Origin of the sequence: Subtercola lobariae, from assembly GCF_014640255.1 — a bacterium.
Classification (GTDB): domain Bacteria; phylum Actinomycetota; class Actinomycetes; order Actinomycetales; family Microbacteriaceae; genus Subtercola; species Subtercola lobariae.
In genome coordinates, this window is the sequence record NZ_BMGP01000004.1 from 257,044 (window position 1) to 275,245 (window position 18,202).

Consider the following 18,202-nt stretch of genomic DNA (forward strand, 5'->3'; position numbering starts at 1 on the left):
AGCTTCCAAGACTGACCGTTGTCTCAAGCGCTCCACTCAACGCGGGCCGACAGCGCCCATCTCAGCGCGGGCCAGCTGCGCTCGGCTCCGCTCAAGTTTCGAACTCAGCTCAACTCTGCTCAGCCTCCGCCGCCAGCGCATCGCGCGCCGCCAGCAGATCGGCGTAAAAGATCTCCGCCACGTTGGGGTGCGCCCTCAGCCGATAGCGCAAGACGTTGTCGCCGTACGTTTCGAGAATCGGGTTATCGGTGGGGTCAACCGAGACGCCCCGCGCCTCAGCACGGAGTTCATCGGGCAGGTCGAGCACGGGCATCCGCGCGTCGAGGCCTGGATTGAAGAAGAATGGAATCGAAATGCGGTCTGAGCCCACGCGGGGCGATTGAACACGGTGCAGGGTCGCCTTCAGGTAGCCGCCGGTAGCGAGCTCGAGCATTTCGCCGATGTTCACCACGAACGCGCCCGGCATCGGCGGCGCCTCGACCCATTCGCCGTCGTACTCTACTTGCAAGCCGCCCTTGCCTGGCTCGACGAGCAGCAGCGTCAGCACTCCCCCGTCGCGATGGGTTCCGACGCCCTGCTTCACCGTCTCGTCAGATTCGCCGGGGTAGCGCACGATTTTGATGAGCGAAAATGGATGATCGGCGAACGCCTCATCGAACACATCCTCTGGCGAGCCCAGGCTGAGCGCCCATGCGCGCAGAAGTTTCAGCGAGACAGCACTCAGCTCTGCGTTCCAGCGCTCCACGACCGGCTCGAGTTCGGGCAGCGCCTCGGGCCAGAGATTGGGGCCTTCGAGGCGCCAATACTCGGCCTCGGGGTCGGCTGAATCACTGCCGGCGCCTTCGGTCGTGCGCTCCACCCCGATGTCGATCTGCTCGCGCCAATCCACACCACCGGCCGTCAGCTCACCGCCGACGCGGGTGTAGCCGCGAAACTGGGGGCTGTTCACGTTCTCGATCGACAGCTTTTCGGCCTCGGAAAGGTCAAAAAAGCGCCGCGCGAGGCCGAGAATCTGATCGATCAGTTCTTGCGGAATACCGTGACCGGTGAGGTAGAAAAAGCCGACATCGTGAGTGACGTGGCGCAGGTCATCCCGAAACGCAGCAGCCTCAGCTGCAGAGCCGTTCAGGCGGGAGATATCTAAGACGGGAAGCGAAAGCACCATACGAGTCTTTCACTGCACAACGAGTGCGGGCGCAATGTTACGCAGGGAGTACGAGGAGTACATTGGGCGCTGAGAAGGAGATGTCATGGTCGATACTCCAGGTGGCGTCAGTGGCGGTGGCGGTTTCGGTGCCGACGGCGGTGCCGGGGGCGCTGGCGAGCCGCGCGGCACGGCGCACGCACGCATTGTCGTGGGCGTCTTCCCCGGGCAGCCCGATACCGTGCTCAGCCAGGCCGCCGTGTTCGCGTTGCGATTCGATGCCACACTGGTCTGCGCCTTCGTCGACCAGACCCGCTACGTCGTCGCCAGAAACAGCGACGCAACCGTGATTTCTGCTTCGATCGACCCCGACATTCCAGATGACATCAGTGCGGTTTTCCCACCCGAGCTCGGACGCCGAATCGCAGCGGCTCTCGACCCGCTCGATGTGCGCTGGCTCACCCTCAGCTCGGCCGGCGACCCGGCCGATTCGCTCGGTTCACTGGCCGAGGCGATGGATGCCGCCGCCATCGTGGTGGGCACGCACCGCTCCACGGCACGCTCGAGCATCGCCGAGTTTTTCAACGGATCGGTCGCGGTGCACCTCGCTCATCGGCAGCACCGCCCGGTGATCGTGGTTCCGGTAGCACCCGTCGAGCGCGGCCAGGCATTGCCGTGGCCGAATGAGTGAGGTGCGCGCCAGTCAGGCCTGGGGCTCCGCTGCCTCGGCCGCCTTGGCTGCCTGCGGCTCGGCCGCTTGAGCTGCTGCCTGCAGCTCGCCGATCTGCGCGCGCGCGGCGGTCACCAGCTCGTCGTTGGTGTTCGCGTGGCCGGCCAAACCCCAGCCGCCGGGCACCGCTTCGGTGAGCAGCACCCAGGTGCGGTCGACCAGCGTCGGGTCGCCGGCCGCGGCCGCCACGATGTCGGTGAGCTGCCGAACCACGGCGAGCTGCTTGTCACGATCGAGCGCGCCAGTGTTGGTCAGCACCTGAACGCGAACGTAATTCGTCTCGCCGTTGACGTTTGCCAGGTCGCCGGTCGGCAGATCGTGCACAAGGCCGGCGGTGTTCTGCCTGAACATGGGAATGTTCGGAACCTGCTCGATGGTCATCAGCGTGGTCGCGAGGTCGACGGCGAGTTGGTGCTTGTCGGCGAACGTTCCGGTGGTGGCGTACACGTCGATCATGGGCATGAGGGCACTCCTGTGCGAATTCTGATGGCTGTCATAGTGACCTCTCGATCCTGCCCTATGACGTGTGTCATAGTCAAGCGCGATTATGATGTTGACCATAGTGAGTTGGCGACGGGCATCCGCACCCCGGCACCCTCGCTTGCGCCAGCATCCGCCGACGCGGGCGTCCGCACATCTCACACCTCGCCCGTTACTCCGACTAACCCCGACTAACCCCGACCGAAAGCGTAGGCACTCGTGGCAAGCGATACCCGACAACGCATGGTCGAAGGTGCCGCGCGCCTGCTCGCACAGCGCGGGCTGCAAGAAACCTCGTTCTCTGAGGTGCTCGAGCTGACGGGTGCTCCGCGTGGGTCGATCTACCACCACTTTCCGAACGGAAAAGACCAGCTCATTGCGGCCGCCGTCGACGCCGCGGGGGCGCACGCTGTGGCTCTCATCGGCCTAGCGGCAAGCTCGTCGGCCACCGACATCACGACGCACTTTCTCGCGATGTGGCGCGAGGTTCTGGTGCGCTCGAATTACACGGCAGGATGCTCGGTGCTGGCCGTCACCGTGGCGACCGACTCTGCCGATCTTCTGTCGCATGCGGCGAGCGTCTTTCGCGCATGGCGTGAGCGCCTGGCGCAGTTGCTGAGCGACGGTGGACTCAACCCTCGCTCCGCCGCCCGCTTCGCTGCCCTGCTCATTGCGTCGACCGAGGGCGCGGTGGTTCTGAGCCGCGCCGAGCAGAGCATGGAGCCGTTCGAGCTCGTGGCGGAGCAGCTCGCCGCGCAGGCCGCGGTGCTCGACGCCGGGTAGGCGTTCGCCGCAAACACCGCTCTCGGCGACACTCTCTCGAGCTTCGAGCCGCCTCTTATCCTTCACAGTTCGCCACCTCGATCGCGTTTCCACAATTAGTGCCGTTGACGGGTTGAGCGTCGGTGGGTGGTGGTTGAATCGAAGCATGAATCGAGCAATACTCACCCCTGATGGCGATGGAAGCGCCTTCGCTACCAGGCGTCTGCTTCGCGAACGCTACAAGGCCGCAGTCGGTGCGGTCATCGATTCCGCGCGCACCGTCGCTGTAGCGCACGCCGAGCACGCAGCCCGGGTCGAGAACGCCCGGCAGGCGTGCCTGGCCGTGGGATTCACAGACCAATCCACCGGCGGGCCCACCTGGACACCTGACGTCGTCACCCAACGCATCCTCGTCACCGAACTCGCTGTCGCGTTACGGCTGAATGAGACCGACGCCCGACGCCTGATCGACACCGCAGAAGGCCTCGCCAGCACGTTCACCGCCACCCGCACCGCCCTGGAGTCAGGCCAGATTTCGTACCGGCATGCGGAGAAGATCATCCAGCACTCCGCCACCCTCCCGCCCGAATGCCTGGCCGACTACGAAACCCGGCTGCTGCCGATCGCGGGGCGGGTGTGTGTGCAACGCCTGACCCGGCACGCCCGTGCCACCGCGGAAGAAGCTCAACCGCAAACGGCGATCGAACGGCACCTGACCGCGACCACCCACCGGCACCTCAGCCTTGACCCCGCCGCTGACGGCATGGCCTACCTGACAATGTTCCTGCCCGCCGTCGAAGCGACCGCGATCTACCACCGCGCGACCGCCCTGGGCAAGGGCCTGAAAGCCGGGGGCGACCCGCGCACCCTCGCGCATCTGCGGCTCGACACGATGACCGACCTGATGCTCAACGCCGAAACCAGCATCCCCGGCGCCACCCACGGCATCCGCGCCCACATCACCCTCACCGTGCCCGCCCTCACCCTCCTCGGCCAGCGCAGCCCCACCCCACCCTCCAACACCCGTCGCCGCACTAGCAGAACCGGCACCCGCCCGACCGACTACGACGAGGCGATACCAGCCAGCTACGACGAAGGCCCCGCGATGCTCGACGGGTACGGGCCCATCGACCGACTCACCGCCCTGAAACTCACGAAGGATGCGCCCTCGTTCTGGCGGGTACTCACCGACCCCGCCACCGGAATCACCCTCAACTACGGCCGCACACGCTACCGGCCACCCACCGACCTTGACCACCTCATCAGAACACTGCACACCGAATGCACCTTCCCCACCGACTGCGCACCCTCCACCACCGCCGAAATCGACCACACCCGACCCTGGGAACACGGCGCCAACACCGAACTCCGCAACCTCAGTCCCCTCTGCAGCAACCACCACAAAGTGAAACACCACACCGCATGGCACATCGAACAAGACCCCGCCCGGCCAGGCACCATCATCTGGACATCACCCGCCGGCTACCACTACACCGTCGACCCCACACCCATCACACGACCGACACCACACTTCACCGATGCAACAACAACCCGCGGCGACCAATCAGCCGGCCGCTCAGACAACAACCAGTACAACCTCGCCGACTCGCCGCCATTCTGAAGATGAACGACTATTCGGGCGCTCATCGCGGGCAGCTAGATACAGCTAAGCGCGGATACCGCGCAAGAGATTGGCAAGCAGAGCATCGACGAATGGGGGTTCCAGCGGCTGGTCTGGCAACAGCAGCCGGTGGTAACACGCACCCCAGAGCTGGTCGACCACGACCTCAGAGTCGACGTCCAAGCGAACCTGGCCGCGCACTTTGGCGCGCTCGAGGGTTTCGACTGCGAGTCGGCGCCGAGGGCGCGTGTAGTTGGCGGCGAAGGCCTCGGCGAGAGCCGGGTCAGACTGCGCGGCTCCGATGAGTTCGGCGATGACTGGGCCACCCGCGCCAGTCAGCAGGGCGACAAACGAGTGCAGCTGAGAACTGAGGTCACGTTCGATGTCGCCCGTGTCAGCAAAGGCGAGAGTTTCTTCGACGGCGTGAAAATATGCTTCGAAGGCTAAAGATCCGGGTGTGGGCCACCACTTATACAACGTCATTTTGCTCGCCCCGGCACGCAATGCAACTTTCTCGAACGTCACACCGGCAAGACCGTGTTCGAACAGTTGCTCTGCCGCAGCAGCGAGCACGGCCTGACGAACTTCGGCGGCCGGGCGGCGTCCGCGACCGGAGCCGAGCGCTCGCGCGGGGGCGGCAGCGACGGGTGCATTGGTGAGGGCATCGGCGACGGGGGCGGGGGCGACGGGGGCAGGGGCGGCGTTCGAGGGTACGTTCGCTCGATCATCCACTCTTGAATTATATGTACGATTCGTCTATATTGTAAATATGTATAAATTGTCCATAAAAAATCGTATCGCCGTCGTCACGGGCGCCTCGGGCGGAATCGGCCGCGCAACAGCAGAACGCCTTGCGCGCGACGGGATGACCGTGATTGTGCACTACTCGGGCAACAAGTCGCGCGCCGAAGAGACCGTCGCCACCATCACAGAGGCCGGCGGCACCGCTACAGCGCTTCAGGGCGACGTCGCTGACGAGAACGAAATGGTCACGCTGTTCGCTCGCGTCGTCGAACTGTACGGCGGCATCGACGTGGTGGTCAACGCCGCAGGCATTATGACGCTCGCGCCCCTCGTCGACCTCGACCTCGCCGACTTCGACGCCATGATGCGCACCAACGTTCGAGGCACCTTTGTGGTCTCGCAACTCGCTGCGCGACAACTGCGAACCGGCGGTGCGCTCATCAACTTCTCGACCTCGGTCGAGCGCCTGCAACAGCCCACTTACACCGCGTACGCCGCAACGAAGGGCGCCGTCGAGGCCATGACGCTGATTCTGGCGCGCGAGCTTCGCGGGCGCGATGTCACGGTGAACGTGGTCGCCCCCGGCCCGACCGCGACTCCGCTGTTTCTCGATGGTAAGCCGCAGCAGGTCATCGACCACATCGCGTCGCTCGCCCCACTCGAACGGCTCGGAACACCCGAAGACATCGCCGAGAGTGTCGCGTTTCTCGCCGGCCCGGCACGCTGGGTCAACGGCCAGGTGCTCTACGTGAACGGCGGAATCGCCTGATGGCTGCGGTGCCGCCGGGCGACTAGCGTAGATGTCGTTCAGTCGAGTCGAAGGAGGCCACGTGGGCGACCCGATAACCACGAGCGCAGACAGAGCATCCGCGAGCGCAACCAGAGCAGCCACGAGCGCAGACAGAGCATCCGCGAGGGCAGACGAAGCATCCGTGAGCGCAGACGAAGCAGCCACGAGCACCGACAGAGCATCCGCGAGCGCCAGCCGAGCCGCCCTCGGCGCAAACCACGCCGCTGCGGGCGCAGACCGAGCATCCACCATCGTCGCGAAGCTCTTCGAACAGCTCGGCGACCGCGTTCACGTCGACGACGCCTCGCTCACTCGGGCGCGCACTGACAAGTCGGGCTGGGTCTCGGCCGCGGCTCCGCTCGCCGTGGTCGATGCCCGTTCCATCGCCCACGTACAGACCGTCATGCGGCTCGCCACCGAGTACAGCGTGCCCGTCGTTCCGCGCGGCGCCGGCACCGGGCTCGCGGGCGGGGCCGTGGGTACTGAGGGCTCGATCGTGCTCGACGTTTCGGGCATGAACCGCATTCTCGAGGTGTCGCTCGCCGACGAACTCGCCGTGGTCGAGCCGGGCGTTCTAAACCAAGCACTGAGCGACGCGGTCGCCGCCGACGGCTTGGTGTTCTCGCCCGACCCCGCGAGCAAGGCCATCTCGAGCATCGGCGGCAACATCGCCACCAACGCCGGCGGCCTGCTGTGCGCCAAATACGGCGTCACGCGCGACGCCGTTCTCGGCCTCAAGGTGGTACTCCCCGACGGCCGGATGCTCGAAACCGGCCACCGCAGCGTGAAAGGTGTCACCGGCTACGACCTCACCGCGCTCGTCACCGGCTCAGAGGGCACGCTCGGCGTCATCGTCGAGGCAACCGTCAAACTGCGCCCGATCGCCGCGGGCGAGGTCTTCACCATCGGCGCGTTCTTCGAGAACGTGGTCGCGGCAGCAGCCGCATCTGCCGCCATCACCGCGGCACGTTTGAGGCCGGCAGTCATGGAGATCATGGACCAAGCGTCGCTCGTGGCCATCGACGCCTACAACAGCACCACCCTCACCACGCGCGGCAACTCCTATCTGCTCGTTCAGACCGATGGCGGCGGCGCCGCGGCCGAAGCCGCACGCATCGTCGACATCATCACCGCCGCAGGGGGCGCGGCCGAATCGACTGCAGACCCTGCGCTCGGCGAGCAGCTGCTCGCCATTCGCCGCAGCTTTCACCCGGCCCTCGAAGCGCGCGGTGAGGTTCTGATCGAAGACGTCTGCGTTCCGCGCTCACAACTCGCCGCCATGTTCGCCGCCATCGACGAGATCGCGGCGCGTTACGGGCTGAGCATTCCCACGGTCGCTCACGCTGGCGATGGCAATTTGCACCCCAATTTCGTGATTCCCACGGCCCTGCCGGGTGGCTCGGGCTCGGCCGACGAGCCGGGCAAGGGCGCACAGACCGTACCCGACGTGATCTGGGATGCTGCGGGCGACCTCTTTCGCGCGGCGCTCGCCCTCGGCGGAACCCTCACCGGCGAACACGGCGTGGGAGTTCTCAAGCAGCGCTGGCTCCGAGACGAAATCGGCACTGACAGCTTCGACCTTCAGCGCCAGATCAAGGCGGTGTTCGACCCGCTCGGCATCATGAACCCGGGCAAAGTCTTCGGGTAGCAGCGTCTCGGCCAACCGCAAGGCGCGCAACCGGCCGGGCCAGGCCCCGCGGCTCAGCCGGCCCCGCGGCTCAACCGCTCAGCGGCTCGCCCGCGACCACTCCAGCAGCTTCTCCACCGGCCACGTCGTCACGATGCGCGAGGCCGGCACCCCGAGCTGCGCCGCCCGTTCGATTCCGTAATCGAGCAGCCCCTGCTGCCCCGGGGCGTGCGCGTCGGAGTCGATGCTGAACAAACACCCCGCCTCGAGCGCCAGAGCGATCAGCTCATCGGGCGGGTCGGTGCGCTCCGGCCGCGCATTGATCTCCACCGCCACGTCGTTCGCGGCGCACGCGTCGAACACCCGCTGCGCGTCGAACTCCGACGGCGGCCTCGTGCCACGCGATCCCTCGATGAGCCGGCCGGTGCAGTGCCCGAGAATGTTGGTGTGCGGCTCGGTGACTGCCCCGAGCATCCGTTTCGTCATGGTGCCCTTGTCGGCCCGCAGCTTCGAGTGCACGCTCGCCACCACCACATCGAGCCGGTCGAGCAGCTCGGGGGTCTGGTCGAGCGAACCATCGTCGAGAATGTCGACCTCAATTCCGGTCAACAGCCGCAGGCCTGACGAAGTGGATGCCCGGCTGAGCCTCTCGACAACGTCGAGTTGCTCGTTGAGTCTCTCGGCGGTCAACCCGTGCGCCACGGTGAGGTTCGGCGAGTGGTCGGTGAGCGCAATGTATTCGCGGCCGAGCGTGAGTGCGGCATCCACCATCAGCTCGATGGGAGTCGTGCCGTCAGACCACTCACTATGCGTGTGCAGATCGCCGCGAATCTTCGTCTTCAGCGCCTCGCCGGCAGCGGTGAGCGGTGACGTCGCTGCGACCCTCAGCTTCTCGACCCGAGCGGGTACGTCACCGGCGAGCGCCTCCTGAATCACTTCGAAAGTGCTGGCTCCGATGCCTTTTGTCGCCTTGAGCCGGCCGTCGGCAGCCCGGGCAGCGAGTTCATCGGGCGAGAACGCAGCGATGGCAGCGGATGCCCGGCGAAACGCCTGCACCTTGAACTGTGGTGCGCGGTCATACTCGAGCCGAAACGCAATTTCGTTGAGGGCATCGACGGGGTTCATGGCTCTATCTTGCTCTAGCGTTAGAGCTGAGCGCACGAGAAGGGGTCGATCAGATGTCTGGAATCTTGCAACCCGAGACCATGAAACCCGACGTGCGTCGCTGGACGGGCATTTCGGCCATCGCCGTGGCCGCGCTGATGGCGGCCGAGTTCTTCACCGCTGCTCTCGGGGTGGGTGCTGCGCCGCCGCTCTCTGATGAAACAGCCCTCGGCCAATTCATGACGGGCGCCGCGAACGCCACCCTGCTCGTCATCTTCATCGACACGTTTCTGATGGCCTCGCTGGTGGTTTTTCTCGCCAGCTTTCGTCAGCTCATCACCCGGGCCCGCGCCGACATGCAGTGGGTGGCTGACCTCGGGTACGGCGCCGGGCTCGTCTTCGTGGCGGTGACTCTGGTGGGCGACGCGATGGATGGCGGTGCCGCTCTCGACACGGTGAAACAACCCGCCGATGGGTCGGTCATCCGGGCGCTCACCGAGGGTCACATTCTCATGTTCGGCTCGGTGGGCTGCGTCATGACCGCCCTCATCGTGGCCGCCGCCGGATACGTGACGTTCGCGTCGGCGACCTTGCCGCGCTGGACGGGCTGGCTTGCCTTCGTGGTCGCCGCCCTCAACCTGCTCACCGTGCCGGCCATGTTCAACGGCACGAGCTCGACCGACCTGTTCTCGGCCGGGGGCCCGGGCGTCACCGCGCTGGCCACGTTTCCGTTCTTGGTGTGGGTGGCCATCGTCGGAATCGTGACGATTCGCGGCACCCACCACCACACCATGCGGCGCGCGAAGGCGGCGGCGCAGGGCGCGGCCGCGAAGGCCCGGGCTCAGGCAGGTGAAGGCGCAGGCGCAGGCGCAGACGCGGAGGCCGAGGTCAGGTCGTGACCACCGCATCGCCCTCAGCGGCGGCCTGAGTACAGCAGCTAGTACCGCAGCCCGTGACCGAACCTGAACAGTGGGTCTGCGGTGTCGAACGGCACGTCTTCGCGGCTCGCCTCAACCGCCGCCATCGAGCGCGGCACGTCGAACGGCAACGAGCCCTTCGGCTCCGCGTCGCCGAACAGCACGGCGAGCAGCGAACCATCTGAGCTGCCGAAATTCGCCACGATGGCGGCGGCTTCGTCGACGAGGGGCGTCAGGATGGCCGGGCGATCCAAGTAGACGTCGAGTACGCTCGGCACCGCCCTGCTGATGCCCTGCAACCGTTCGATCTCGGCCGCCTCGAACTCGAGCGAACCGGCGTGAAAGAACGACTCGAATCCCTTCGTGCGCGAGGTGTCGTAGGGTGCGCTGATGCGCAGAATCGCCACATCGGCCCGATCGGGGCTCTCGACCACGGTGCCGTAATCGGCGAGAGCCTCAGCGCTCACGCCCTCGCCATAAATGCGCAGGCCTTTCGCGAGCGGGAGGGTGGGCGCGGTGCCGGTTTGCTTTCCATTCGTCAGCACCGTGATCGAGTCGCGCTGCGCGGCGAGCCCCGCCTCCACGAAGGCACGGTTGCCCACCACTATTTCGGCCCGCTCTTCGTCGACGAGCGGGTTCTCGAAGAGCCCGAGCGTGAACTTCTCACGCAAGATGCGGCGGATCGAGGCATCCACTCTCGCCTCACTGACATGCCCGGCCGACACCTCGCCGATCAGCACGTCGGTGCAGATCTCGCCGCCGAACTGGTCGATGCCTGCCTCGAGCGCCAGAACGAGACGCTCGGGCCGGCTGAGGTGCTCGACGCCCCAGGCGCGGGCGGCGAGTGGATGCCCCATGATCTCTACATCGGTGAGCAGACCCCAGTCGGTGCAGACGATTCCATCGAAGCCGTAGCGCTCACGCAGCAGCCCGGTGACGACCGACTTGTTGAAGCCGAAGCCCACCTCGTCGTACTGGGTGCCAATCGGCATGCCGTAGTACGGCATCATCTGTGAGCCACCGGCCGCAATGGCCGCCTCGAACGGCTTCAGGTGGTACTCGAACTCGCCACCGGGGTAAACCTGCTCGCGACCGTAGTCGAAGTGAGGGTCTTCGCCGTCTTTCTGCGGGCCGCCGCCCGGAAAGTGCTTGACCATGGTCGCCACCGACGAGGCGCCGAGCGTGTCGCCCTGAAAGCCCCGGATGTACGCCACCACGAGCTTCGAGGTGAGCCCGGCATCTTCGCCGAACGTACCGTTCTGCCGCGACCAACGTGGTTCGGTGGCCAGGTCGATCTGCGGGTGAAGTGCCACGCGCAAGCCCACCGCGGTGTATTCCTGGCGAGCGATGTCGCCGAACGCCTCCACGAGCTCGGCCGAGCCGATGGCGGCGAGCCCCAGGGGCTCAGGCCACTGTGAGAACGCGCCGGCGAGCATCGCCGTGCCCGGGTTGTTGGTGAACGAGTGCCGAGGGTCGGTGGAGAGGGTCACCGGAATGCCCAGGCCAACCTCTGCCGCAACGCGCTGCACCGCGTTGTGCCACGCGGCGAAGTCGCGGCCACCGCCGGCCGAACCGAACACGTTGAAGTGGTTCATGTGCCGCTTGCGAATCAGCGACGCGAGCGACGGAAGCCCGAACTGAGCGTTGCCCTGCTCGGGGTCGCCGGCCATCGCCATGGTGTGAAAGAGGAGGCCGGCCTTGTCTGCGAGAGTGAGCCGCGAAAGGAGGTCTTCGACGCGCTGCTCGATCGGCAGCGATGCATCGTGAAACGGAAAGCGAGTGGTTGTGCTGGTGATGCTCATAGCTGACTAGCTCCTTTGGTGCGCGTGCAAGAGAGAAGAATGCAAGGTGGCGCTCATCACGCAACGCCCTTGATGCGGTAGACCAGAATTCCGCCGATAATGGCCACCACCCCGGCGATCATGAACCAGAGCGTATAACCGAAGCCGTTCAGAATGGCGTTACCGAGCGGAATGACCAGTGTGCCCGCAAGGAACGGGGCGATCATCTGCGGAAGCGTGTTGGCGATGTTCAGCACACCGAGATCTTTAGCCGTGTTCTGCTTGTTGGGCAGAATGTCTATGCACAGCGCATTGTCTACCGCGAAGAAGAATCCACCGCCGATGCCGATGAACACCTCCCCCGCCAGAATCAGCGTCAAACCTGCCGCCGGCCCCACGAGTGGCGAGACGGCGACGATCAGAACGCCGACGCCGAGAATGATTCCGCCGAGACGCACGAAGATGCGCCGACGACCCAGTCGGTCAGAAAGGCGCCCGCCGAGAATGCTGAAGGTCACGATGAAGACAACCGAGACGAGCGTTGCAATCAAGTTGAACTGCAGCTGCGATGCCGTATCGCGCATGCCGAAGTCGACGGCCAGAAACAGCGTCAAGTACGCAGCGACCGAGGCGTAGCCGAACATGATGAATGCTTTGGTGAGCCACGCCCAGCCGAAACTCTTGTACGTGCGTGGGTTGAACACGAACGAGCCGAAGAATTCTTTCACGTCGAAGGGCTGCTCTGGCCTCATCAGGCGTACGCGGTCTTTGAGGGTGAGAGCGAAGATAAGGCCGAGAACCAGACCGACCGCTGCCGGAACCGCGAAGCGCAGCGCGTCGGTGGGCAAGAAGTTGAGGCCGATCGCGGCCACCAGAATGGCCACCGGGGTGGCGGCGCCCACGAGCCCCGACACAACTCCTCGACGCTGATGCGGCACCTGGTCGGCGACCGTGGCCGTTTCGGCCGCCTGAGCGAAGTTGCTGAATAGTTGTGCGGCACACCAGGTCACGAGCAGAATCGGGATGTTCGGGGCCAGGCCCGAGGCGACCAGCGCGAGAAACGCGCCGACGACACCCACCACGATCCACGGCCTGCGCATTCCCCACTTCGCCATGGTGCGATCAGAAAGTCTACCGACCAAGGGCTGTGCCACCAGAGCGAAAAGCGCTCCGACACCAGTGACGAGCCCGAGTGCGGCGGGTGCCTGGTCGAGCCCGACCAGTGACTGTATCTTGACGCTCAGCCCGCCGAGGGCGGGAGCGAAAATGGCCAGAAAGAGGCCGAACGACGCCAAGCTGTACTTCGCGAGGTAGCCCTTCGGCTCCCGGGTGCGGCCGTCGGCCGGAACCTCGATGCCTGTGGTTGTTGTTGTCATATTTCAAACTCCGTTGTCTGACTGAAGAAGATCTGCTGGGTGCGAGACGACAGTAACACATAAAAGCTACACTTGTGTAGGTATTCGATTCGGCAGTTGAGTCGAGTGCCAGGCAGAATAGACAGACATGGTCATCGACGAGAAGCAGGGCTACGCCAGCGGCCGAGCCCGGCGCGAGCAAATAGTGGCCGAAGCCACCATTCTGTTCGGCAAGGTCGGTTTTCACGGAGCCACTATTCTCGACATCGCAGCACAGTGCCACATCTCGAGGGCAGGTCTGCTGCACCACTTTCCCACCAAGGAGTCGCTGCTCGAGGCGGTGCTCGAAGAGCGTGACCGCGAAGACATCGCCCGCTTCAGGCAGAACGGTTCGCGCGGCACCGACGGGCTCGGCATTCTGCGCGGCATGGTCGACCTTGCCTCGCACAACAGCAAACGCGCGGGCATCATCGAATTGTACGCGGTGCTTTCTGCCGAATCGACCGCCCCCGAGCATCCGGCCCACGCCTACTTCGTCGAGCGCTACGACCGCATCAGGTCAGGCACCGTACGCGCGCTCGAACGTGCGCGAGCGGCGGGGTACCTGAAAGCAGATGTCGATGTCGGCGACGCCGCCATCGAACTCACCGCGCTGATGGACGGGCTGCAGGTGCAGTGGTTGCTCTCGCCCGAGGCCGTCGACATGCCCGCGCAGCTGCAGAAGCGCATCCAGCAGCTGCTGACCGTCGAACTCTGAGTTCGGGCTACGCCCGCCCTCGGGCCTAGGGCCTAGGGCCTAGGGCCTAGGGCCACGCCCGGGGTCGACCCGTGCTCCCCGGCCGCGGCGCCCCGCCCCGACGCCGGTGACCGGTGAACTACGGAGTCGCCGAGGGCGTCGGAGCTGGGGCGTCGGATGCCGGCGTCTGCGGAGAACCCGTGCCCGTCGGCGACGGAGTCGGCGTGGGGGTGGGCGTCGGCACCGGTTCAGGCGCTGTGTTTCTCGTGTAGGTCGAACTGGGGGCCGGGAAGCTGTCTCCGCCACCGGCATCACCGGCCTGTTTGTAGAACTGCTTCCACACGTATAGCCGCGAGAGCCCGCTGTACACCGTGTCGCCGTTACCTCCGGTCACCGCCGTGTTTCTGATCGACACGCCGCCGGTCACGTTGCCGACCCACGACGCCGAGACCAGCTTCGAGGTACCGCCGACCAGCCAGACGTCTTTTTCGGCGTCGGTGGTTCCGGTCTTGCCGAAGTGCGGAGTGCCGTCGGCAGGGTTACCCGGGGTGGCGGTGCCGTTCAGAATCACGCCGTTCATGGCGTAGAGGGTGGCCTTCGCAATGGCGGGATCGATCGCCTGGTTGCACGCGGTCTGCGGAACGGCGACCGCGGCGCCGTTCGCGTCGGTGATGCTCGAAATGGCAACCGGAGTGCAGAACATGCCATTGTTCGCGACGCCGGCGTAGGCAGCCGCCATGGTGAGCGGGGCGACCTCGTTGCCGCCGAGCACGGTGGCGTAGAGACCGGTATCCATGGGCCCACCATCAGCACGGTGAATATTGAATGCGTTGGCAATGGCGTTGATGTCGCAGAGGTCGAGCTTCGAGGCCATGTTCAAGAACGCGTTGTTCACGGAGTTCTCGAACTGGCTCAGCACAGAAGCGTATCCGCCAGCCTCGCCCGCATCGTTTCCGGCCGTATAGGGCGTACTCGGAACGTTGCCGCAACTGTTTGTGATGTTCTTCGAGGTGAACGTCTGGTTGTTATTGCCGTTCACGATGTCGCCGAGCGAATGCCCGGTCTTCAGCCAGTCCATCAGCACGAAGAGCTTCTCGGTCGACCCGTTCTGAAAGCCGGTCGACCCGCCGTAGTTCGCGTCTGTGCTGTAGTTGATGGCCGTATTCGTCGCCGGATCAGCCGCCGGGTCTTGACTGTACGTCTTGTTCTGCGCCATGGCCAGCACCTTGCCGGTGCCTGGTTGCACGGTTACGAAGGCACCACCGATGTCGACGCTCGGCATCGACGACGGTACATAATCTGACACCGCCTGATTGGCGGCTGCCTGCAGATTCGGATCGAGGGTGGTGATGATCTTGTAACCGCCGGTATTCAGAGCGTTGGTGCGATCATCCGCGGTCGCCCCGAAGGCCGTGTCGTTCAAGATGATGTCTTTGACGTAGTCGCAGAAGAAACCGGCGCCGTTCGTGGCGGTTTGGCAGCCGGTGGAGGGCTGTGTGATGTTCGGCGTGACGGGGGTTGCTACAGCGGCGTCGTACTGGGCCTGCGTGATGGCGCTCTCTTTGAGCATCGACGAGAGCACGTCTTTGTCGCGCCGGGCCTTGTTGTCAGGGATGTTCGCCGCGATGTCGATACGCAAACCTTCGGGCTCGTTCACCATTGCGGCGAGGCTGGCGGCCTGCGGAAGAGTCAGAGCGTTCGCGTTCACACCGAAGTAGTACTGCGAAGCCGCCTGAATGCCGTAGACCCGGCCGCCGAACAGCGCGATGTTCATGTAGCCGAGCAGAATGTCGTCTTTGCTGTATTCCTTCTCGAGGCCGATCGACAGCTTCATCTCTTTGAGCTTGCGGTCGGGAGTCGTCGCTGTGGCGTCGGCGTAGGCCGCGGCCTCTTGGGTCGGGTCGCTGATGGCCTCGGCGCGCTGCACGAGAATGTTCTTGACGTACTGCTGCGAGATAGTGGATGCGCCCGAGGTGATGTCGCCGGTCACGGTGTTCGCGAAGAGTGCGCGAGCGGTGGATTGAACATCCACACCGCCGTGCACATAGAAGCGCGGGTCTTCGGTCGAAACAATGGCGTCTTTGAAGTACTGCGAAATGTCGTTCCAGCCGACCTCTTGACGGTCTTGGTCGTAGAACGAAGCGAGCAGAGTCTGCGAGCCGTCGGCGTTTTGCGCGTAGATGCTCGAGGTCTGGCTGAGCGTGTCTGGTTTGATGTAGCTCGGCAGGTTCTGAAAGACGCTGAGCGAGCTGTCGACGGCAACGCCTGTCACTGCGACGGCCGGCGTGACAATGGCGGTCACCAGAACTCCGGCGATGACACTCACACCGACGAGGCCGACAATTGCCCCGAGAAGGCCGGTTGTCTTACGTTTGTGCGAAGCCATAGGTACCGATCTGTTGAAACACGAACATGAGGGCGCGGTGAGATCTACTCTTCTCGCGGCCAAACCAGACGCTACGGTCTTCTCCTGAGCGCAGGGGTAGGGCAGCTAGGAAAGTTCTCAGAATCGAAGGCTCGCTGGCGTGTTGACGGTGTTTTCGCAGGTTCGGCAGGGGTGACGGGCTCTTTTCAGACTTCGAAGTGCCAGCGCTTGCCCGGGGGTAGAGCTGATGCGCGTGATGCACGTGATGCAAAAGAATGATGCACCTGATGCGAATGTGAACTACGCTAGAAGCATGCGCACAACCGTTTCTATTGACGACGCTCTTCTCAAGAGCGCGAAGGCGCGCGCCGAAAACCGCGGGCAGACGCTCGGGCAGTACGTCGAACAGGCCATCAGAAACGAAATCGCCGAGCCGGTCACATCGCGCGGCGCGCTCGAGCTGCCGGTGTTCACTCGAGGTACCGGAATGCGCGCCGACATCGACCCGTCATCGAACCGCGACCTGTTCGACGCCCTCGACGCGAGTGGTGATGTCGCCTGATCGTTCTCGACGTGAACGTGCTGATCGCCGCGTTCAGACAAGATCACGCGCACCACATTCTGGCGCGGCCGTGGCTGACGAATGTGTTCGCCGCCGAGAGCGCGGTAGTGGTTCCCGACTTCGTCTGGGTGGGGTTTGTGCGCATCGTCACGAACGCACACATCTTCGAGGTGCCGGCGACCGCCGCCGAAGCGTTCGAGTTCGTGCGGGCGCTGACCGGGCATCCGGCCTACCGCCCCGTCGCTGGGCTGCCCGACGGGCTGCAGATCTTCGAAGACACGGCCCTTGAGTCTGGCGCGCGGGCGAATCTGGTGAGTGATGCGTACATCGCGGCGCTGGCGCTAGCCCTGGCCTGCCCGGTGGGCAGCTTCGACCGCGACTTCAGGCGGTTCACGGGCCTGCAGGTGGTGACGCCGGGCGCGGTGGCGAGCCGGTAGGGTGCTGGGGTGGTGATCACGCGGGCCGAACTTGAGAGCTATCGGGGGCAGACCCTGCCCGATCTGGTGGGGCCCGGCCTGCGGCTGCTGTTCGTGGGCATCAACCCGGGGCTGCGTGCCGTTGCCGTGGGGGCGCCGTTCGGCGGGGGTAGTAACCGGTTCTATCCGGCGCTGTTTCGGGCCGGAATCACCCGCGCGCCCATCGTGGCGTCGCGCGGCCTCAGCGCCGAAGACCGCTCAGAACTGCAGCAGCGCGGGGTGGGCATCACGAGTCTGGTGGCCCGGGCTTCCGCTCGCGCAGACGAACTCGACGACGCCGAACTCGTTGAGGGCGCCGTGCTGTTGGCCGCGTATCGTGACGTGGCCATTGCGGCCGGAATTGCGGTCTACGACCCGCCGCGGTAGGCGCGATCGAGGCTCAGAAGAGGCGCGCAGGCACGTTCGACGGCGACTCGAGCGTCAGCAGAAACTCCTTGCGCTCGAGGCCGCCGGCGTAACCGGTGAGCTTGCCGTTCGTGCCCACCACCCGATGGCAGCCCACCACGATCGACAGCGGATTGCGCCCCACCGCCTGCCCCACCATGCGCGCCAGGTTCTTATCGCCCAGCCGCTCGGCCAGCTCGCCATACGTCGTCGTCTCACCGAACGGCACCTCTTGCAGCATCGCCCAGACCTGCTGCTGAAACGGGCTGCCCTGCAACCGAATCGGCAGGTCGAACTGCGTGCGTTCGCCGCCGAGGTATTCACGCAGTTGCCGTGCCGCTGCGGCCAGCACCGGGTCGACACTCTCGTCGACCGCTGGGCCGAAGGTGCCCCAGTCGGGTTTCGTCCAGTGCTCAGGAAAGTAGATGCCTACGAGCGCATCACCCTGCGCCACGAGTATGACGTCAGCGATCTGATTGGTGCTCACGGTGGTGTGACGGGTACTGCCGGTCGTGGTCGTGTGACGGGTGCTGCCGGATGCCCGCTCCCCCGCCGCTCGGCCAGCCGATGTTTTCGCTTGCCCGACCACCGCACTCACTGCTGCCTCACTCATGCTGCTGCCTC

General features: G+C 65.1%; 18 protein-coding genes. 10 read left to right on the forward strand and 8 right to left on the reverse strand.

Going from position 1 to position 18,202, the window contains the following annotated elements; all coding sequences use genetic code 11:
• Positions 1-109 precede the first annotated feature (109 nt).
• Positions 110-1,165, reverse strand: a complete 1,056-nt coding sequence (locus IEX24_RS12210) for an isopenicillin N synthase family dioxygenase (RefSeq protein ID WP_188678643.1) — start codon at positions 1,163-1,165, stop codon at positions 110-112.
• Positions 1,166-1,250: 85 nt separating this feature from the next.
• Here IEX24_RS12210 and IEX24_RS12215 point away from each other — a divergent pair, with 85 nt between their 5' ends.
• Positions 1,251-1,835, forward strand: a complete 585-nt coding sequence (locus tag IEX24_RS12215; RefSeq protein WP_188678645.1) for a universal stress protein — start codon at positions 1,251-1,253, stop codon at positions 1,833-1,835.
• 12 nt (positions 1,836-1,847) lie between these two features.
• Here the strand turns inward: IEX24_RS12215 and IEX24_RS12220 are convergent, their stop codons facing one another.
• Entirely contained in the window at positions 1,848-2,336 is a 489-nt protein-coding gene (locus tag IEX24_RS12220; RefSeq protein ID WP_188678647.1) for a tautomerase family protein, read from the reverse strand.
• Positions 2,337-2,573: 237 nt separating this feature from the next.
• Here IEX24_RS12220 and IEX24_RS12225 point away from each other — a divergent pair, with 237 nt between their 5' ends.
• On the forward strand, positions 2,574-3,137 hold the full coding sequence (locus tag IEX24_RS12225; RefSeq protein WP_188678648.1) for a TetR/AcrR family transcriptional regulator: 564 nt from the start codon (positions 2,574-2,576) through the stop codon (positions 3,135-3,137).
• Between the two features lie 145 nt (positions 3,138-3,282).
• Positions 3,283-4,737 carry an HNH endonuclease signature motif containing protein gene (locus IEX24_RS12230; protein ID WP_188678649.1) on the forward strand — a complete coding sequence of 485 codons (1,455 nt, stop codon included), beginning with the start codon at positions 3,283-3,285 and terminating at the stop codon, positions 4,735-4,737.
• 45 nt (positions 4,738-4,782) lie between these two features.
• Here IEX24_RS12230 and IEX24_RS12235 read toward each other — a convergent pair whose 3' ends face one another.
• Positions 4,783-5,469 (reverse strand): TetR/AcrR family transcriptional regulator, encoded by a 687-nt coding sequence (locus IEX24_RS12235; protein ID WP_188678650.1) that lies wholly within the window; start codon positions 5,467-5,469, stop codon positions 4,783-4,785.
• Positions 5,470-5,506: 37 nt separating this feature from the next.
• Here IEX24_RS12235 and IEX24_RS12240 point away from each other — a divergent pair, with 37 nt between their 5' ends.
• Both IEX24_RS12240 and IEX24_RS12245 read left to right on the forward strand, forming a co-directional pair.
• Positions 5,507-6,250: an SDR family oxidoreductase gene (locus IEX24_RS12240; protein WP_188678651.1), complete on the forward strand. Its 744-nt coding sequence runs from the start codon at positions 5,507-5,509 to the stop codon at positions 6,248-6,250.
• A gap of 271 nt (positions 6,251-6,521) precedes the next feature.
• The gene (locus IEX24_RS12245) at positions 6,522-7,919 is read left to right on the forward strand and encodes an FAD-binding oxidoreductase (RefSeq protein ID WP_229715296.1); all 1,398 of its coding nucleotides are present in this window, start codon (positions 6,522-6,524) and stop codon (positions 7,917-7,919) included.
• Between the two features lie 78 nt (positions 7,920-7,997).
• Here IEX24_RS12245 and IEX24_RS12250 read toward each other — a convergent pair whose 3' ends face one another.
• Positions 7,998-9,023, reverse strand: coding sequence for a PHP domain-containing protein (locus IEX24_RS12250; protein WP_188678654.1), 1,026 nt, complete (start codon positions 9,021-9,023; stop codon positions 7,998-8,000).
• 53 nt (positions 9,024-9,076) lie between these two features.
• Here IEX24_RS12250 and IEX24_RS12255 point away from each other — a divergent pair, with 53 nt between their 5' ends.
• Entirely contained in the window at positions 9,077-9,901 is an 825-nt protein-coding gene (locus tag IEX24_RS12255; protein WP_188678655.1) for a hypothetical protein, read from the forward strand.
• A gap of 38 nt (positions 9,902-9,939) precedes the next feature.
• On the opposite strand, the gene IEX24_RS12260 is transcribed toward IEX24_RS12255, so the two are convergent.
• Positions 9,940-11,721, reverse strand: a complete 1,782-nt coding sequence (locus IEX24_RS12260; RefSeq protein WP_188678656.1) for a glycoside hydrolase family 3 protein — start codon at positions 11,719-11,721, stop codon at positions 9,940-9,942.
• 56 nt (positions 11,722-11,777) lie between these two features.
• Positions 11,778-13,076 (reverse strand): MFS transporter, encoded by a 1,299-nt coding sequence (locus IEX24_RS12265; protein WP_188678657.1) that lies wholly within the window; start codon positions 13,074-13,076, stop codon positions 11,778-11,780.
• Between the two features lie 127 nt (positions 13,077-13,203).
• On the opposite strand from IEX24_RS12265, the gene IEX24_RS12270 reads away from it, so the two are divergent.
• Positions 13,204-13,812 (forward strand): TetR/AcrR family transcriptional regulator, encoded by a 609-nt coding sequence (locus IEX24_RS12270; RefSeq protein ID WP_188678659.1) that lies wholly within the window; start codon positions 13,204-13,206, stop codon positions 13,810-13,812.
• 118 nt (positions 13,813-13,930) lie between these two features.
• Here IEX24_RS12270 and IEX24_RS12275 read toward each other — a convergent pair whose 3' ends face one another.
• Positions 13,931-16,177, reverse strand: coding sequence for a transglycosylase domain-containing protein (locus IEX24_RS12275; protein ID WP_188678661.1), 2,247 nt, complete (start codon positions 16,175-16,177; stop codon positions 13,931-13,933).
• Between the two features lie 292 nt (positions 16,178-16,469).
• Between IEX24_RS12275 and IEX24_RS12280 the strand changes: the two genes are divergently transcribed.
• From IEX24_RS12280 to IEX24_RS12290, 3 genes are read left to right on the forward strand one after another with little or no spacing between them, the layout of a single operon-like run.
• A complete protein-coding gene (locus IEX24_RS12280; RefSeq protein ID WP_188678664.1) occupies positions 16,470-16,718 on the forward strand; it encodes an antitoxin in 249 nt (82 codons plus the stop codon).
• Positions 16,719-16,729: 11 nt separating this feature from the next.
• The gene (locus tag IEX24_RS12285) at positions 16,730-17,155 is read left to right on the forward strand and encodes a TA system VapC family ribonuclease toxin (protein WP_188678673.1); all 426 of its coding nucleotides are present in this window, start codon (positions 16,730-16,732) and stop codon (positions 17,153-17,155) included.
• A gap of 9 nt (positions 17,156-17,164) precedes the next feature.
• Positions 17,165-17,560, forward strand: a complete 396-nt coding sequence (locus tag IEX24_RS12290; RefSeq protein WP_188678675.1) for a mismatch-specific DNA-glycosylase — start codon at positions 17,165-17,167, stop codon at positions 17,558-17,560.
• A gap of 13 nt (positions 17,561-17,573) precedes the next feature.
• Here the strand turns inward: IEX24_RS12290 and IEX24_RS12295 are convergent, their stop codons facing one another.
• Positions 17,574-18,191 carry a methylated-DNA--[protein]-cysteine S-methyltransferase gene (locus IEX24_RS12295; RefSeq protein ID WP_188678677.1) on the reverse strand — a complete coding sequence of 206 codons (618 nt, stop codon included), beginning with the start codon at positions 18,189-18,191 and terminating at the stop codon, positions 17,574-17,576.
• Positions 18,192-18,202: the final 11 nt, after the last annotated feature.

Excerpts from the sequence above, each read along its gene's own strand:
- IEX24_RS12250 (WP_188678654.1), bottom strand. The coding sequence starts at position 9,023 with ATGAACCCCGTCGATGCCCTCAACGAAATTGCGTTTCGGCTCGAGTAT.
- IEX24_RS12240 (WP_188678651.1), top strand. The coding sequence starts at position 5,507 with ATGTATAAATTGTCCATAAAAAATCGTATCGCCGTCGTCACGGGCGCC.
- IEX24_RS12275 (WP_188678661.1), bottom strand. The coding sequence starts at position 16,177 with ATGGCTTCGCACAAACGTAAGACAACCGGCCTTCTCGGGGCAATTGTC.
- IEX24_RS12215 (WP_188678645.1), top strand. The coding sequence starts at position 1,251 with ATGGTCGATACTCCAGGTGGCGTCAGTGGCGGTGGCGGTTTCGGTGCC.
- IEX24_RS12255 (WP_188678655.1), top strand. The coding sequence starts at position 9,077 with ATGTCTGGAATCTTGCAACCCGAGACCATGAAACCCGACGTGCGTCGC.
- IEX24_RS12230 (WP_188678649.1), top strand. The coding sequence starts at position 3,283 with ATGAATCGAGCAATACTCACCCCTGATGGCGATGGAAGCGCCTTCGCT.
- IEX24_RS12295 (WP_188678677.1), bottom strand. The coding sequence starts at position 18,191 with ATGAGTGAGGCAGCAGTGAGTGCGGTGGTCGGGCAAGCGAAAACATCG.
- IEX24_RS12270 (WP_188678659.1), top strand. The coding sequence starts at position 13,204 with ATGGTCATCGACGAGAAGCAGGGCTACGCCAGCGGCCGAGCCCGGCGC.
- IEX24_RS12220 (WP_188678647.1), bottom strand. The coding sequence starts at position 2,336 with ATGCCCATGATCGACGTGTACGCCACCACCGGAACGTTCGCCGACAAG.
- IEX24_RS12260 (WP_188678656.1), bottom strand. The coding sequence starts at position 11,721 with ATGAGCATCACCAGCACAACCACTCGCTTTCCGTTTCACGATGCATCG.
- IEX24_RS12265 (WP_188678657.1), bottom strand. The coding sequence starts at position 13,076 with ATGACAACAACAACCACAGGCATCGAGGTTCCGGCCGACGGCCGCACC.
- IEX24_RS12280 (WP_188678664.1), top strand. The coding sequence starts at position 16,470 with ATGCGCACAACCGTTTCTATTGACGACGCTCTTCTCAAGAGCGCGAAG.
- IEX24_RS12210 (WP_188678643.1), bottom strand. The coding sequence starts at position 1,165 with ATGGTGCTTTCGCTTCCCGTCTTAGATATCTCCCGCCTGAACGGCTCT.